Annotated in this window: 14 protein-coding genes; 6 read left to right on the top strand and 8 right to left on the bottom strand. The window is 72.8% G+C overall.

The features are described from left to right. Positions 1-64: 64 nt before the first annotated feature. The 3 genes from OIE67_RS13185 to metH all read right to left on the bottom strand — a co-directional run bounded on the left by OIE67_RS13185 (position 65) and on the right by metH (position 4,929). Positions 65-598 (bottom strand): cellulose synthase, encoded by a 534-nt coding sequence (locus tag OIE67_RS13185; protein ID WP_326639945.1) that lies wholly within the window; start codon positions 596-598, stop codon positions 65-67. A 96-nt stretch (positions 599-694) separates the two neighbouring features. Next, positions 695-1,339: an HAD family hydrolase gene (locus OIE67_RS13180; protein WP_326639942.1), complete on the bottom strand. Its 645-nt coding sequence runs from the start codon at positions 1,337-1,339 to the stop codon at positions 695-697. Positions 1,340-1,464: 125 nt separating this feature from the next. Beyond that, a complete protein-coding gene (gene metH, locus OIE67_RS13175; RefSeq protein WP_326639940.1) occupies positions 1,465-4,929 on the bottom strand; it encodes a methionine synthase in 3,465 nt (1,154 codons plus the stop codon). A gap of 218 nt (positions 4,930-5,147) precedes the next feature. On the opposite strand from metH, the gene OIE67_RS13170 reads away from it, so the two are divergent. The 3 genes from OIE67_RS13170 to OIE67_RS13160 all read left to right on the top strand — a co-directional run bounded on the left by OIE67_RS13170 (position 5,148) and on the right by OIE67_RS13160 (position 7,639). Then, positions 5,148-5,606, top strand: a complete 459-nt coding sequence (locus OIE67_RS13170) for a universal stress protein (RefSeq protein ID WP_326639938.1) — start codon at positions 5,148-5,150, stop codon at positions 5,604-5,606. A 462-nt stretch (positions 5,607-6,068) separates the two neighbouring features. After that, complete coding sequence (locus tag OIE67_RS13165) at positions 6,069-6,923, top strand: PAC2 family protein (protein ID WP_326639936.1); 855 nt, start codon at positions 6,069-6,071, stop codon at positions 6,921-6,923. 212 nt (positions 6,924-7,135) lie between these two features. Then, positions 7,136-7,639 carry a TetR/AcrR family transcriptional regulator C-terminal domain-containing protein gene (locus OIE67_RS13160; protein ID WP_326639934.1) on the top strand — a complete coding sequence of 168 codons (504 nt, stop codon included), beginning with the start codon at positions 7,136-7,138 and terminating at the stop codon, positions 7,637-7,639. A gap of 376 nt (positions 7,640-8,015) precedes the next feature. On the opposite strand, the gene OIE67_RS13155 is transcribed toward OIE67_RS13160, so the two are convergent. Then, positions 8,016-8,810 (bottom strand): sirohydrochlorin chelatase, encoded by a 795-nt coding sequence (locus OIE67_RS13155; protein WP_326639932.1) that lies wholly within the window; start codon positions 8,808-8,810, stop codon positions 8,016-8,018. A gap of 549 nt (positions 8,811-9,359) precedes the next feature. Beyond that, positions 9,360-10,526, bottom strand: a complete 1,167-nt coding sequence (locus OIE67_RS13150; RefSeq protein WP_326639931.1) for a uroporphyrinogen-III synthase — start codon at positions 10,524-10,526, stop codon at positions 9,360-9,362. Positions 10,527-10,725: 199 nt separating this feature from the next. On the opposite strand from OIE67_RS13150, the gene OIE67_RS13145 reads away from it, so the two are divergent. Further along, complete coding sequence (locus OIE67_RS13145; RefSeq protein WP_326645347.1) at positions 10,726-11,241, top strand: peptide deformylase; 516 nt, start codon at positions 10,726-10,728, stop codon at positions 11,239-11,241. 107 nt (positions 11,242-11,348) lie between these two features. Here OIE67_RS13145 and OIE67_RS13140 read toward each other — a convergent pair whose 3' ends face one another. Genes OIE67_RS13140 through OIE67_RS13130 form a run of 3 tightly spaced genes read right to left on the bottom strand, consistent with a single transcriptional unit; the run spans position 11,349 to position 13,153 of the window. Continuing rightward, on the bottom strand, positions 11,349-11,612 hold the full coding sequence (locus OIE67_RS13140) for a WhiB family transcriptional regulator (RefSeq protein ID WP_435876222.1): 264 nt from the start codon (positions 11,610-11,612) through the stop codon (positions 11,349-11,351). A 30-nt stretch (positions 11,613-11,642) separates the two neighbouring features. Next, a complete protein-coding gene (locus OIE67_RS13135; RefSeq protein ID WP_326639929.1) occupies positions 11,643-12,563 on the bottom strand; it encodes a glycosyltransferase in 921 nt (306 codons plus the stop codon). Beyond that, complete coding sequence (locus OIE67_RS13130; protein ID WP_326639926.1) at positions 12,560-13,153, bottom strand: D-glycero-alpha-D-manno-heptose-1,7-bisphosphate 7-phosphatase; 594 nt, start codon at positions 13,151-13,153, stop codon at positions 12,560-12,562. The genes OIE67_RS13135 and OIE67_RS13130 overlap by 4 nt, the downstream gene beginning before the upstream one ends. 168 nt (positions 13,154-13,321) lie before the next feature. Between OIE67_RS13130 and OIE67_RS13125 the strand changes: the two genes are divergently transcribed. Together OIE67_RS13125 and OIE67_RS13120 are read left to right on the top strand one after the other, a co-directional pair. Then, positions 13,322-14,953: a carbamoyltransferase family protein gene (locus tag OIE67_RS13125; RefSeq protein ID WP_106250142.1), complete on the top strand. Its 1,632-nt coding sequence runs from the start codon at positions 13,322-13,324 to the stop codon at positions 14,951-14,953. Further along, on the top strand, positions 14,950-15,972 hold the full coding sequence (locus OIE67_RS13120; RefSeq protein WP_326639923.1) for a glycosyltransferase family 2 protein: 1,023 nt from the start codon (positions 14,950-14,952) through the stop codon (positions 15,970-15,972). Before OIE67_RS13125 ends, OIE67_RS13120 begins: the two co-directional genes overlap by 4 nt. Positions 15,973-16,070 lie beyond the last annotated feature (98 nt).

Here is a 16,070-nt window from a genome sequence, read left to right as displayed (position 1 = left end):
GATCTTGATGTGAATGTCTACGGCCCGTCCCGGTTACGTCTCGGAACTGTGACAGAGCCCGGGCTCAGCTGATACCGCGGCGTTTGAGGAGTTCTTCGATGTCGGAGAAGTCGTCGTCGGCCTTGGCGGCCTTGCGCGGCGCGGGCTTCGGCAGCGGCTGCGTCGTCTTCTGTCCCGCGGCAGGCTTCTGCCCCACGGCGGGAGCGGCCTGCGCCGGTGGCACGGCCTGCTCCGTCCCGGGCGTGTCGCCGCCCGTCCTCTTCTTCCTGCCCAGGCCCCTGCCCGCGGACAGTTTGCGGCCGCGCATCACGCCCGACACCACGAACAGCACCGCCGACAGGCCCGCCACGGCCACGCCGATCCACACGGTCGGGTTGAACACCAGGCTGGTCACGAAGCTCACCACGGCGCTGCCGACGGTCCAGAGCGTCTGCAGCGCGCCGGTGAGGTAGGCGGCCACGGGCAGCAACGCCCACGCCGTCATCCGCATGCCGGCCGCCGCTCCCCTGCGTCTGAAGGTCAGGAAGGCCAGGACCAGCCCGGCTATGGTCACTCCGGCGCACAGTGGCAGCCAGGCGATCGCGTTAAAGGTCTCCATCTCGCCGCCCCTTCATCGTGGCTCTGGATATCCATCCTGGCACGCGGAGGCCCTTGCGCCTCCTCCGTGAGAACCACTTTCCCCTTAGGGGAACGACTAAGAGGCCACGAGAGTTCTCAGGTCCGCGACCCTGATCTCGGTCAGGGAGGAGACGACCCGCCGTCCCGGCGCCCGCTCGATGGGCAGCAGGCTCGGCACGGCCACCACGGCGCAGCCGGCCGCCGTGGCGGCGGCCACGCCGTTCGGGGAGTCCTCCAGGACCACGCAGCGCACCGGCTCCACGCCGAGGAGCTTCGCGGCCGTCAGGTACGGCTCGGGGTCGGGCTTGGTACGGGTGACGTCGTCGGCGGTGACCACGGCGTCGAAACGGTCCCTGCCGACGCTCTTGAGCACGGCGTCGGCGATCTCGCCGAGCGAGGAGGTGACCAGGGCCACCGGCACCCGCTCGGCGCGCAGGGCGTCGAGCAGCTCGGAGGCGCCCGGCATGACGTCCACCCCGGCGGTCAGCCGGGCCACCATGCCGGTGACCATCCACTCGCGTACCGTCTCCGGCGCCACGCCGGCCCCCGACACGGCCAGCATGTAGCCGATCGTGCTCTCCATGGACCCGCCGACCAGGTGGGTCTGGTGCTCGGGCGTCCACTCGGCGCCGAGCCTGGCCATCACGCCGGTCTCGATCTCCAGCCAGACCCGCTCGCTGTCGACGAGCAGCCCGTCCATGTCGAAGAAGACCGCGTCCATCCCGCCCCCGATACGTCTGATGTCGTCACGCCCGTGTTCGCCGGGCCCGGTGTCCTCAGGCCCGTGTCGTCGCGCCTGTGCGGGCGCGCCCGTGCAGGCGCGCCCGTGTCGTCGTTCCCGGCCGCTCAGACGTTGAAGTACTTCGCCTCGGGGTGGTGGACGACCAGTGCGGAGGTCGCCTGCTCCGGGTGGAGCTGGAACTCCTCCGACAGCGTCACCCCGATGCGCTCGGGCTCCAGCAGCTCGAACAGCTGCCGCTGGTCCTCCAGGTTGGGGCAGGCCGGGTAGCCGAAGGAGTAACGGCAGCCCTGGACGTTGACCTTGAGCATGTCGTCGAGCGACTCGTCGCCGCCGATCCCCCACTCCGAGCGGACCCGGGCGTGCCAGTATTCGGCCAGCGCCTCGGTCAGCTGCACCGACAGGCCGTGCAGCTCCAGGTAGTCGCGGTAGGCGTCCTTGGCGAACAGCTCGGCGGTGGCCTCGGAGATCTTCGATCCCATGGTGGCCACCTGGAAGCCGACGACGTCGACCTCGCCGGTGTCCTTGCCGCGGAAGAAGTCGGACAGGCACAGGTGCCGGTCGCGGCGCTGGCGCGGGAAGGTGAAGCGGGTGCGCTCGGCTCCGTCGTCGCCGAGGATGATGAGCGAGTCGCCGTCGGAGACGCACGGGAAGTAGCCGTAGACGACGGCCGCCTCCAGCAGGCCCTCGGTCTGCATGCGCTCCAGCCACATGCGCAGCCGCGGCCGGCCCTCGGTCTCGACCAGCTCGTCGTAGCCGGGCCCGTCGCCGCCCCTGGTGGGCTTGAGCCCCCACTGGCCGAGGAACAGTGCCCGTTCGTCGAGGAAGGCGGCGTACTCGTTCAGCGAGATGCCCTTGACGACGCGGTCGCCGTGGAAGGGCGCCCGCGGCAGCGGGTTGTCGGCGGCCACGTCGGAGCGGGCCGGCAGCGCCTCGACGGGGGTGCGGACCAGCGTCGCGCCGGTCTTGACCCGCCGCTCGCGCAGCGGCGGCAGCGTCGCGCCGGCGACGCCGCGCTTGACGGCCATGAACGCGTCCATCAGCCGCAGCCCCTCGAACGCGTCGCGGGCGTAACGCACCTCGCCCTGGAACACCTCGGCGAGGTCCTGCTCCACGTAGGCGCGGGTCAGGGCGGCGCCGCCGAGCAGCACGGGATAGCGTTCGGCGAGCTTCCTGGAGTTCATCTCCTCCAGGTTCTCCTTCATGATGACGGTCGACTTCACCAGCAGCCCCGACATGCCGATGACGTCGGCCTTCTGCTCGTCGGCGGCCTCCAGGATGGCCGACACCGGCTGCTTGATGCCGAGGTTGACGACCTGGTAGCCGTTGTTGGACAGGATGATGTCCACGAGGTTCTTGCCGATGTCGTGCACGTCGCCCTTGACGGTGGCCAGCACGATGCGGCCCTTGGTCTCGCCCTCGACGCGGTCCATGTGAGGTTCGAGGTAGGCCACGGCGGTCTTCATCACCTCGGCCGACTGCAGCACGAACGGCAGCTGCATCTGCCCGGAGCCGAACAGCTCGCCGACCGTCTTCATGCCGTCGAGCAGCACGTCGTTGATGATCTCCAGGGCGGGCCGCTGCTCGAGCGCCGTGTCGAGGTCGGCCTCCAGGCCCTTCTTCTCGCCGTCGACGATGCGCCGCTTGAGCCGCTCCCACAGCGGCAGCGCGGCCAGCTCCTCGGCCTTGCCCGCGCGCATGACGGCCGCGTCGACGCCCTCGAACAGGTCCATGAACCGCTGCAGCGGGTCGTAGCCCTCGCGGCGGCGGTCGTAGACCATGTCGAGCGCGACCTGGCGCTGCTCGTCGGGGATGCGGGCCATCGGCAGGATCTTGGAGGCGTGCACGATGGCGGAGTCGAGCCCGGCGTTGACGCACTCGTTGAGGAACACCGAGTTGAGCACCATGCGGGCGGCCGGGTTGAGGCCGAAGCTGATGTTGGACAGGCCGAGCGTCGTCTGCACGCCCGGGTAGCGGCGCTTGAGCTCGCGGATGGCCTCGATGGTCTCCAGGCCGTCGCGCCTGGTCTCCTCCTGGCCCGTCGCGATGGGGAAGGTGAGGCAGTCGACGATGATGTCCTCGACGCGCATGCCCCAGTTGGTGGTCAGGTCCTCCACCAGGCGGGTGGCCACGCGCACCTTCCACTCGGCGGTGCGGGCCTGGCCCTCCTCGTCGATGGTCAGGGCGACCACGGCCGAGCCGTGCTCGCGGACGAGACGCATGATCTTCTGGAAGCGGGAGTCGGGGCCCGCGCCGTCCTCGTAGTTGACGGAGTTGACCGCGGCGCGCCCGCCCAGCATCTCAAGGCCGGCCTGCAGCACGGCGGGCTCGGTCGAGTCGAGCATGATCGGCAGCGTGGAGGCGGTGGCGAAGCGGAAGGCCAGCTCCTTCATGTCGGCGACGCCGTCGCGGCCGACGTAGTCGACGCACAGGTCGAGCATGTGAGCGCCGCCGCGGGCCTGGTCGCGCGCCGTCTCGACGCAGTCGTCCCAGCGGCCCTCCAGCATGGCCTCGCGGAAGGCCTTGGAGCCGTTGGTGTTGCAGCGCTCGCCGATGGCCAGGTAGGAGGTGTCCTGGCGGAACGGGACGCTCTGGTAGAGCGAGGAGGCGCCGGGCTCGGGGTGCGGGCGGCGGCGGGCGACCTCCTTGCCGCGCACCCGCTCGACCACCTGGCGCAGGTGCTCGGGGGTGGTGCCGCAGCAGCCGCCGACCAGGGACAGGCCGTAGTCGCCGGCGAAGGACTGGTGGGCGCCGGCCAGCTCTTCCGCGGTGAGCGGGTAGTAGGCGCCGTCGGAGGTGAGCACGGGCAGGCCGGCGTTGGGCATGCAGGACAGCTTGAGCCGCGAGTGGCGGGCGAGGTAGCGCAGGTGCTCGCTCATCTCGGCCGGGCCGGTCGCGCAGTTGAGGCCGACGACGTCGACGCCGAGCGGCTCGATCGCGGTCAGCGCGGCGCCGATCTCGGAGCCGAGCAGCATCGCGCCGTTGGTCTCGATCGTCACCTGGGCGATGATCGGCACGTCGCGGCCGGCCGCCTCAATGGCCCGCCTGGCGCCGACGACGGCGGCCTTGACCTGGAGCAGGTCCTGGCAGGTCTCGATGATCAGCGCGTCGGCGCCGCCCGCGATCAGGCCGGCCGCGTTGTCGCGGTAGGCGTCGCGCAGGCTCGCGTACGGCAGGTGGCCGAGGGTCGGGAGCTTGGTGCCGGGGCCCATGGAGCCGAGCACGAAGCGGGGCTGGTCGGGCGTGGCCCAGTGGTCGGCGGCCTCGCGGGCGATCCTGGCGCCCGCCTCGGAGTATTCGAAGACGCGCTCGGGGATGTCGTATTCGCCGAGCGCGGCCAGGTTGGCGCCGAACGTGTTGGTCTCCACGCAGTCGACGCCGACCGCGAAGTAGGCGTCATGGACGCCGCGCACGATGTCGGGACGGGTGACGTTGAGCACCTCGTTGCAGCCCTCGTGACCGTGGAAGTCGTCGAGCGTGGGGTCCTGGGCCTGCAGCATCGTGCCCATCGCCCCGTCGGCCACGACGACGCGCTGGGACAAGACTTCTCGGAAGGACGGGGAGGCGCTCATGGGGTAGAGCTTATCGGGTGCGTCTCCGGAGCCTTCCGCGAGCGGCCGCTCCCCCTCCCCCGCCGCATGTGCTCCCCCGCCTCCGCCGCGCTTTCCGGCGGGCGCCTCCCGCGCTCTCCCCCGTCCTCCGCCGTACGGGCTCCGCCTGCTGCGCGGCACGAACGGGGCCGCTATTGTACGTGCTGTCAATTGTGTGATGACGTCCGGCAGGAGGCTTCATGGCCTATCGCACCGTCCTCGTCGGGACCGACGGCTCGGCCTCCTCCTTCAGGGCCGTCTCCGCCGCGGCGTCCCTGGCCGCGGCGACCGGGGCCACGCTCGTGCTGACCTGCGCGTACCTGCCCATGCGGGAGAGCGAACGGGCCGCCGCCGCTGACCGGCTCGGCGAGCTGGCGTACAAGGTGACGGGGTCCACCCCCGCGGACGACGCCCTGCGCGCGGCCCGCGAGCACGCCGCGGCGGCGGGCGCGACCGACGTCGTGCTGACCGCGGACCAGGGGGACGCGGTGGACGTGCTCATCGCCGCGGCCGCCCGGCACCGCGCCGACCTGCTCGTGGTGGGCAACCGGGGGCTCAACAGCCTGGCCGGGCGGCTGCTCGGGTCGGTGCCGTCGGCGGTGACGCATCGGGCCGCGTGCGACGTCCTCGTCGTCCACACGACCGACGGCGGCCGCTGACCGCCCGGCGGCCGTCCCCGGCCGCCTCCTCGCCCTGCGTCGGCGCGCGAGGGGCGGCGTCCGCTTCCGCTGTTCGCGCGTCGCGAACGGGGGCGGACGCGCCCTCGCAGGGCTGCCCGGCGGGAGTTCGCGCATCGCGAACGGCACTCAGGTACGCCGCCCGGCGGGGGCCGGCAGGCGGAGGTGGCCGTGTGATGCCCTGGCGTGGCGACGGAAGACCGTGCGCGGCACGTTCGAGCAGGCGTTTGACCTGCCGTCGCATGGGCGGGCCCGTCCCCCGCGGCCGTTGCGCCCGCGCTCCCGGGCCGGCCGGCCCGGCCGCTCCCCCGCGGCTCCTCCGGCGGCACGCGCGCCAACTGGGACGTCGGCGCGTGCGTGGAAGCCCGCGTTCGGGGGGAGATCGGTGACGTTGACGCCGGCTGACCGCATAGGCTTAGCGGGACGATGGAGAGGAGGCGACACGTGATTGAGCTCGAAGGGCTCCCCGAGCTCGTCGACCCGGTGCTCATTGCCGCGTTCGAGGGGTGGAACGACGCGGGCGAGGCCTCCAGCGGTGTGATCGCCCATCTCGAGTCCGCGTGGAAGGCCGAGCCGCTCATCGCGCTCGACCCCGACGACTACTACGACTTCCAGGTCACCAGGCCGGTGGTCGAGATGAACGACGGTCTGACCCAGTCGATCGTCTGGCCGACGACGCGGCTGCTGCGCGCCCGGCCTCCGGGCCTCGACCGTGACGTGGTGCTGCTGCGCGGCATCGAGCCCAACATGCGCTGGCGCTCGTTCTGCGCCGACATCGTCTACATCTGCCGCGAGCTGGGCATCGAGATGGCGGTCATGCTGGGCGCGCTGCTCAACGACTCGCCCCACACCCGCCCGGTGCCGATCCTCGGCGGCGCCACCAACTCGGGGCTGGCCCGTTCGACCAACCTGGAGCTGAGCCGCTACGAGGGCCCGACGGGCATCGTGGGGGTGTTGCAGCACGCGTTCGGCCAGGCGCAGCTCGACGCGATCTCGCTGTGGGCGTCGGTGCCCCACTACGTCGCCCAGCCGCCCAACCCGAAGGCCACGCTGGCGCTGCTGCGCCGGCTGGAGGACGTCCTGGAGATCCCGATGCCGCTCGGCGACCTCGACGAGGAGGCCAGGGCGTGGGAGCGCGGCGTCGACGAGCTCGCCTCCCAGGACAGCGAGGTGGCCGAATACGTGAAGGAGCTGGAGGAGCGCAAGGACGCGGCCGAGTTGCCCGAGGCCAGCGGAGATGCGATCGCGGCCGAGTTCGAACGCTACCTGCGGCGCAGGGATCGCGACACTGACAGCTGAATTGCAGGGATTGAATCCACCAAATCTTTGTGGTTTGGGGTAATAATCGGGAACCTGTAGAAGATTGCATCATGTTGGGCTGCAGATGGCCCGAGAGGTTCTCGTTCGCACGAATGCCTGCCAACTCGACCGCGCACGTTAGGCATGCCATGGCGACATCCCACGTTGACCCCCACCAGAGGAGCCAGGACACCCGGCGGCGCGTCCTCGAGATGGCCGTCTCGCTCCGGGAGGACCGCACCGGCGGCTCGGTGGATCAGTTCCTCGCCCTGCTGCAGGATCGGCTTCCGCTCTGGCTGAGCATTCTTCATGATCTGTCCCATCGCAGCGGGAAAGGGTCGGTCTCGGACAACCTCTTTCCTGTCGCGCTGGCGGGGATCGACTACTACATAGACGTACAGAGTGCCGCGTTGCCCGCCTTCACCTCGCCCAACGTGACCGTCCGGTTCCGGCAGGCCATCCGCGACACCGGTCTCGGGCCGCGCACGGAGACCGCGCCGCTGGCCGCGTACCTGGCGGCCGAGCAGCGGCTCGGGCGGGTGCGCGCCGACGCCGACCCGGAGGCGAGCGCCCGGCTGCTGGTCGCGGGCTGTTTCCACCGCGCCTACATCGAGATGTTCGTCGGCGCCGACGCCGGGCCCACCCGCGAGGCCAGCGCCCTCGAGATCGTCCGCGAACTACGCCTCGAACCCACCACCGCCCAGCAGCCCGCCTGACCGCGAGCCCGCCTTCGGCACCCGGCGTGGTGCCGGCCTCCCCGGGTGCGAGCGGAACCGAGGAGGCCGGGGCGCGGGGGCGACGGTGAGGCGTGTGACTCCAAGCAGGTCGGCGAAGGTACGGCGTGCGGCTTCAAGCGTGCCGACGAGCAGGTCGGCGAAATGGGCGTGCGGCTTCAGGCGTGCCGGCGGACGGGTCGGCGAAGGTGACGCGTGCGGCGTCGGGCGTGCCGGCGAAGGCGAGTGGGGCGGCCGAGGTGCGGAGTGTCGGTGGGACTCGACGTGTCAGCGGGGCGGGTCGGCGGGCGAGAGGGGTCGGAGGGCGAGGCGTGCTCGCAGGCGGATCGGCGGAGAGTGCGCGGGCTGAGGTGAGGCGTCAGGCGTGTCGGCGGTGGAGGGGCTGAGTACTGGGGGTCGCGGGGTCGCGGCGCGTTATGTCCGGGACGGGGGTCGGGTGCTCGCGGTGGGTGGGACGAGGGGTGGGAGCCGTGTGGTTGCGGCGCAGGGCCTCGTCGTAGCGGCGCCAGATCAGGGCGGCCACGTCCGGGTCCGCGCCGAGCGGGTCGCTGACCAGTTCGGCACCCGAGGAGGCCAGGCGGTCGTGGAAGAAGCCGGGGGCGAGGACGTACGAGGCGATGGCGATGCGGGCGGCCGGGGTCGAGCGGAGCCGTTCGATGGCCTCCTCGATCGTGGGGGTCCCGGCCGAGGCGAAGGCGGCCGTCACCGGGCGGGCCAGGCGGACGGCGAGCTGGTGGGCGGCGGCGCGCACGTCGGCGAGGGCGGCCGGGTCCGAGGAGCCGGCGGCGCCGAGCAGGACGGCGTCCGTACCGCGCAGGCCGGCCCGCGCCAGCTTGCGGGTCAGGGCCGAGGTGAGCAGCCGGTGCGGGCCGAGCCAGCCGGCCACCACCGCGTCCGGGCGGTGTTCGGCGATGACCTCTGGGAGGTCGATGTGCGCGTGGTAGCCGCCGGCCAGCAGCAGCGGCACCACGACCACCGGGCCGCGTACCACCGGCAGGACCTCCGCGAGGAGGGGCGAGCTGATCTCCAGGTAGGTGAGCTCCACCCGCCGGCCTGGGCGGGCTCTGCGGACGGTCTCGGCCAGGGCCGACAGGGTGTGCTCCCCGGCTGAGCTGCGCGTGCCGTGCGCGGCCAGGACCAGCGCCGGCCTCACCGCCCCACCCCACCGAACACGGCCCGACCGGCCCACGCGGCACCACCGGCCCACGTGGCACGACCGACCTGCGCGGCACGACCGACCCGTGCGGCGCTGCTGGCCGGCGCTAGGTCGCCGCTCTCCCGGCTGGTGCGGGCGGCGTAGCAGGGCCTCGCCGGGTGCTCCAGGAGGGGAACGGTGGCGGGTGGCAGGGGCCGGGTGGGGGACGTGGCGCCCCAGGACATGCTGATCTCCTTGTGGTCGTGTGGGGGTGGTGTCGGGAAGGCGCGGCCGGTGATCCGACTCGCGTGTGGTGGTGTCATGAGGGGACTGCTGATGATTCGGCTCGTGCGGGTGGTGTCGAGGGGTGCGGCCGGCGATTCGGCTCGGTAGGTGGTAGCGGAAGGTGCGACCGGCGATTCGCTCGTGCGGGACGACGGCGTCGTCGCATGAGTCCGGCGGCCGGGTGCGAGGCCGGCCCCGGGTGTCAAAATGGCGACCGGGTGTCAGGACGGCGACCCGGTCAGGACGGCGACCCGGTCAGGACGGTGGACGGGTGATGGAGGGTCAGAGGCCGGTTTCGTACAGGCAGGCGAGGCGGTAGCCGCGTTTGACCACCGTCTCGACGATTCCGCCGGGCCCCAGGGCGCGGCGCAGGCGGGTGATGGCCATCTCGACGGCGTGCTCGGCCGAGTCGCGGGCCACACTGCCGGGCAGCACCGTACGCAGGTCGGCTCGCGACACCACATGGCCGGGCTTGTCGGCCAGACGCTTGAGCACCGCCATCGGCGCGGGCGGCAGCGGGCGCAGTTCGCCGTCCACGACGACCGCGTGGCCGCGGATCTCCAGCCGGTGCTCGCCGGCCGTGAGCCGGGTGACGCCGTGTTCGGGCAGGTGCCTGGCCAGGGCGCGGGCGAGCGCGCCGAGCCGTGAGCGGTCGGGTTGCAGGGTGGGCACGCCGCGCGAGGTGAGCGGGTCAGCGGTGACGGGGCCCACGCAGGCGGCCACGACGGGCCCGCCGAACGCGGCCAGCAGCGCCTCCTCCAGCCCTTCCGCCCTGGCGGCGCCGAGCATGGCGTGCACGGCGGGGGCGCTGGTGAAGGCGACGGCGTCGACCGAGCCGGAGATCGTCTGGGTGATGAGGCGGCGCAGGGGCGAGATGTCGCGGTACGGCAGCCAGCGGTAGACCGGGATCTCGATCACCTCGGCCCCGGCGGCCCGCAGGTCGTCCACGAACTCCTTGAGCGGCTCGCCGTGCTGCTGCACCGCGATGCGGCGCCCGCGCAGGTCCTGCTCCAGGAGGTACTCCTTGACCTCGGAGCAGGACTCGGTGGCGGGGGTCCAGTGGTCGTTGAGCCCGGCGGCGCGCACCGCTCCCCTGGCCTTGGGGCCGCGGGTGAGCAGGCGGGCCTTGGCCAGGTGCTCGCCGAGGTCGGCGGACAGGCCCCAGCCCTCGGCGGCGGCCATCCAGCCGCGGAAGCCGACGCCGGTGGTGACCACGACCTCGTCGAGCGGGGCCCGCAGGCTCTCGCGGGTGGCGGCGAGCAGGTCGGCGTCCTCGGCCAGGGGGACGAGGCGGATGGCGGGGGCGCTGACCACGCGGGCGCCGCGGCGTTCGAGCAGCGCTCCGAACTCTTCGCGCCGCCGGGTCGCGGTCACCCCGACGGTGAAGCCCGCCAGGGCGTCGGGCGCCGTCTCCGGGGAGGAGCCGCCCTCAAGAGGAGCCGCGCTCATGCCTGCACCTCCAGGTAGTCGTCGATGCCTGGCCGGGCCCCGAGCGCCCGGCCAGGCATCACAGGCGCGTGTGACGCAAGTGAGATCACCCTCCGATACTCCTTTCGCGGGGTTTCACCCCTGGGTCTCTTCTGTTACCGCTGTGCTACAAGGCAGGACCTTCGCGATTGGCCGCGGGCGCGGGCGGGAAACGTTCTTGGTGACGACGCCGCCGATCGGGGAGTTACGGGTGACGGTCCGGCCTATTCGCGTGTTCGACGATCCGGTGCTGCGTTCCGTTGCGGCGCCGGTCCAGGATTTCGATCGGGAGCTGCGGCGGCTGGTGAAGTCGCTGACGGCGACGATGCGGGCGGGCTCGGGCCGCGCCGGTCTGGCGGCTCCGCAGATCGGGGAGCCGGTGCGGGTGGTGGTCTACTCCTACGACGGCAAGTCGGGCCATCTGGTCAATCCGCGGCTGGAGTTGTCACAGCGACGGGTGACGGCCGATGAGGCGTGCCTGTCCGCGCCGGGCGTGTGGTGGCCACTGGAACGTTCCTACATGGTCACAGCGCGTGGCCGTGACATGTTCGGCAAGCCCGTGACCGTTCGGGCGCTGGGCACGCTGGCCAGGGTGCTGCAGCATGAGGCCGATCATCTCGACGGGGTGCTGTTCAGCGATCATCTCGACGCGGGTGATCGCGAACGGTTCCTGGCCGAGGCCCTGCCCGCGGTCTGACAGCAAGCCCGCGGCCTGAGACCATGCCCTCCGTCTGACACCAAGCCCCGGTCCCACACCAAGCCCGCGGCCTGACGCCACGCCCGCGGCCGGGTAAGGAGCTCATCTCACTGCCGCCGGCCGGCGGCCGGCTGGGTCTGCGGGCTCATCGCGCGCCGCTGGGCCGGGTCGGTGCCGCCCCAGACGCCGTACGCCTGGCTGGTCTCCAGCGCGTACTCCAGGCAGGGCTCCCGTACGGGGCACCCCCCGCACACCTGCTTGGCCCGCTCCACCTGGGAGTGACCCGGGCCTTCCACGGAGATGGGAAAGAACAGTTCAGGATCAAGGTCTAGACAGGCCGCCCTGCGGGTCCAGCCGTGCATCGTCATCATGCTCCTCGCGCCTACCCATCGCCCCGGGCGTCATACCTCGGCGAGCAGGCGATCCCAGTCGGCCAGGAACCGGCCGAGCCCGTACCGTGACAGCGCGGCGGCCCTGGCGGCCTTGCCGGCCTGGCCCGCGCTCTCCGGGTCGGAGACGTAGGCGTGCAGCGCGTCGGCGAGCACGTGCACCTTCGTGGACAGCACGCCGGCCTCGGGCGGGACGGCCTCGATCGCCTCGGTGGCGGCCAGCGCGACCACAGGCAGGCCCAGGGTCATGGCCTCGATGAGGGCCAGGCCGAGCGAGGTCCACCGGTAAGGATGCAGGTAGACGCGCCTGCGGGCGAGCTCGGCGTGCATGACGTGCTGGGGCAGGTCCTCGTGGGTGCCGTACGGGAGCCCGTCCACCTTCATCCCGAACACGTCGAGCGGCACCCGCTCGGCGAAGCGGGGCAGCAGGTCGGTGCCGGCGACCCGGGTGCGGCGTACCGGCTCGTTGACCACGACGCCCGCCCTGGGCAGTTCGCCGGTGTAGAGGTGGCCGGGGTCGGGCACGCCGTGCTCGACGACGCGGGTCGGCGCCCGGCCGTTGTCCCAGTACAGCTCGTTGAAGTGGGTGACGTGCACGAGCGTGATGTCGTCGCGGCCGGCCAGCGGGTGGCGGGTGCGGGGCACGTCTCCGGCCGGGGTGTTGTGCTCGACGTAGACGCCGGGCACGTCGCGTCCCAGCCATTCGCGGGCCAGGTCGATCTCGTGCGGGCGCTGGTAGACGACGGCGTCCACGGGTTCGTGGCGCAGCCGGTCCCAGGGCACCTCGCGGGCGCGTTCCGGCCAGTCGTACGTGGCCGCCCGCCCCCGGCCGTCAGGACCACGCCCGGGAACGAGCGGCAGCAGATAGTCGTGCGAACCCCTGATGAACGCGCTGGTCCAGGCGCCGTGCACGTGCCAGATGAGGATCCTCACCAGCGGCTCCAGCCCATGGCCCTGGCCCAGGGCGCCGAGGCGGCCACGACGGGACCGTCGGCGTCGCTCAGCACGCGGTCCACGACGTCGGTCAGGTCGTCCGCGACCTCGGCGGCCAGGCGGATCTCCGCTTCGAGCGTCTGCGGGGTCGGCACCAGGATGCCCCTGGCCCCGGCGGCCTTGGCGGCCTCCATGTCGCGGCCGATGTCGCCCACGACGACGCAGTCGCGGGGACTCACGTCCAGCACGGCAGCGGCCCTGATCACCAGGCCGGGAGCGGGTTTGCGGCAGGTGCAGCCGTCGGTGTCGTCGTGCACGCAGATCGCCCACGCGTCGAACGGCCCCAGCAGCTCCTCCACCTTGGCGTTGACCTGATCCATCTCGTCCGGTGACAACAGGCCCTTGGCGACCCCCGACTGGTTCGTGACCACGGCCACCGCCACGTCGGCCCGTCGCAGCCTGCCCAGTGCCTCGACCGCGCCCGGCATGGGCTCCACCAGGGCCGGGTCGCCGTTGTACGGCACGTCCCTGATCAAGGTGCCGTCCCGATCGAAGAGCACGGCGCCGGGACGTCGCTTTTCGAACACCATCCACCTCCGTCGCGTGCCGGGCAGCTACCCGGACCCTGACCCGACAAACAACTACGCAACGTGACCAACTGCCGCTGGCCGCGCCCTTTTTCGCACGTCAGAGGCATGGCCAGGTTTGAGAGCCGCTTCTCTCGGTAGCGGTTCTCGACATCGGCAGCGGGAGGACCCATGAAGTTTCTCGGCATCAACGCGATCTTCCACGACCCGGCCGCCGCGCTGGTGGCCGACGGGAGGATCGTCGCCGCGGCGGAGGAGGAGCGCTTCAGCCGGCGCAAGCACGGCAAGCGGCCGCTCGCGTTCTCCGCGTGGGAGCTGCCGGAGCAGGCGGCCGCGTGGTGCCTGCGGGAGGCGGGGCTCTCCCCCGAGGACATCGACGTCGTCGCCTACTCCTACGACCCGTCCCTGGTGACGGGGAAGCCGGAGGGCGACTGGGAGGACCTGCGCACCAGGTACGCGGTGCGCGCGCCCGCCTTCCTCGCCACGGCGCTGCCCGGTCTCGACCCCGGCCAGGTCTCGTACGTGCCGCACCACGTGGCGCACGCCGCCTCGGCCGGGCTGGCCTCCCCCTGGCGCGACTGCGCGGTCCTGGTGTGCGACGGGCGGGGCGAGAGCGTCTCGCACCTGGCGGGCGCGTACCGGGGCGGCGAGCTGGAGGTCCTGGCCGCGCAGGAGCTGCCGCACTCCCTGGGCCTGATGTACGAGGACGTCACCGAGCACCTCGGCTTCCTGCGCTCCAGCGACGAGTACAAGGTCATGGCGATGGCCTCCTACGGCGATCCCCGTCACCTGGAGGCGCTGCGCGAGGTGATCTACACGACGGGGGACGGCGGGTTCCGCGTCGAGCCGGTCGACTGGAACGTCTACGCCAAGGCGCTGCCGAAGGGCGCCGCCTGGACCTCCGACCACGCCGACCTGGCCGCCAGCGTGCAGGCCCGGCTGGAGGAGGTGCTGCTGGAGCTGGTGCGCTGGCTGTACGAGCGGACCGGCGCGCGGCGGCTGGCCCTGGCCGGCGGCGTGGCGCTCAACTGCGTGGCCAACACCAGGCTGCTGGACGAGGGGCCGTTCGCGGAGGTGTGGGTGCAGCCGGCCGCCGGCGACTCCGGCACGGCGCTCGGCGGGGCGCTGCACCTGGCGCAGGCGTACGGGGAGCCGGCCGGGCCGATGCCGGGCGCGGCGCTGGGGCGCGGCTTCACCGACGAGGAGCTCGGGGCGTGGCTGGACGTGGCGCGGGTGCCGCACACCCGCCCGGCCGACCTGGCCGCCGCGGTGGCCGCCGAGCTGGCCGCCGACCGGATCGTGGCCTGGTTCCAGGGCCGTTCGGAGTACGGGCCGCGGGCGCTGGGGCAGCGTTCGCTGCTGGCGCATCCGGGACACGCGCGCAACACCGAGCGGCTGAACGACGTCAAGGGGCGTGAGCAGTTCCGGCCCGTCGCGCCGATGGTGCTGGAGTCGCGGGCCGCGGAGATCTTCGGGCGGGGGCCGGTGCCGTCGCCGTACATGCTGTTCGTCCACGACGTGCGGCCTGGCTGGGCCGAGCGCATCCCGGCGGTCGTGCACGTGGACGGGACCGCCCGGATCCAGACGATCTCGCCGCGTGAGCAGCCGCTGATGGCGCGGGTGCTGATCGAGTTCGAGGCGCGGACGGGGCTGCCGGTGGTGGTCAACACGAGCCTCAACACGGCCGGGCGGCCCATGGTGGACGATCCGCGCGACGCGCTGGAGTGCTTCGGCTCCGCGCCGGTGGACGTGCTGGTCCTGGGGCCTTACCTGGTGCGGCGCGGGGAGGTGTTCGGCTCGTGATCACCGTGGTGATCCCCACCGTCGGGCGGGCCACGCTGCCCGCCACGCTGGCGGCCGTGGGTCCTGGCCTGCCGGTGATCGTGGTGGACGACAGGAAGGGCGCGCCCGCGCCGCTCGGGCTGCCCGATCGCGTACGTGTCGTGCGGTCGGGCGGACGGGGGCCGGCGGCGGCGCGCAACGCCGGATGGCGGGCCGCGGACACGCCGTGGGTGGTGTTCCTGGACGACGACGTGCTGCCCCGGCCCGGGTGGGCCGAGGCGGTCTGGAAGGACCTGGTGGACCTGCCCGACGACGTGGGCGGCAGCCAGGGGCGCGTCGTGGTGCCGCTGCCGGCCGGGCGGCCGCCCACCGACGCCGAGCGGAACACCGCCGGGCTGGCCGGGGCGCTGTGGGTGACGGCCGACATGGCCTACCGGCGCGCCGCGCTCGAGGCTTCCCGCGGGTTCGACGAGCGCTTTCCCCGCGCGTACCGGGAGGACGCCGACCTGGCGCTGCGGATGACGCGGGCCGGATGGCGGCTGGTGCGAGGCGAGCGGGTGACGGAGCATCCGGTGCGGGCCGACGGGTTCTGGGCCAGCGTGCGCTTCCAGCGCGGCAACGCCGACGACGCGCTCATGCGGCGGCTGCACGGCCCGGCGTGGCGCGCGGCCATCGGCGGCGCGCCGGGCCGGCTGCGCACGCACGCCGCCACGACGGCGGCCGGCCTCACGGCGCTGCTCCTCACCGCCGCCACGGCCGCCGCCGCGCCGCCTGTCCGGGCCTGGAGGCGGCCGGCCTGGAGGCGGTCACGCGTCTCCGCCCGGCCGCTCGGGCCTGCCCCGGCCGCTCGGGTGGTGCCGGTGCTGGCGGTGGCCGCCGGGGGTGCGTGGGCGGTGCTGACCGCGGAGTTCGCGTGGCGGCGGATCGCCCCGGGGCCGCGGACTCCGGCCGAGGTGCTGCGGATGGCCGTCACCAGTGTGCTGATCCCGCCGGTCGCTGTCGCGCACCGGCTGCGGGGGGAATGGAAGGTGCGCCGATGAGACGCCCGGCCTCGGACCACACCACCCCTGACCCACCGGTCAGGACCAAGAACCCAAGCCGCGGCACCGCGAACCCGGATGCTCCGAGCCGGAGTGCC

Origin of the sequence: Nonomuraea fuscirosea (genome assembly GCF_035917475.1) — a bacterium.
Taxonomy (GTDB): Bacteria; Actinomycetota; Actinomycetes; order Streptosporangiales; family Streptosporangiaceae; genus Nonomuraea; species Nonomuraea fuscirosea.
Note: the sequence above shows the minus strand (reverse complement) of the source record. Positions and strands in the feature narration are given on the sequence as shown.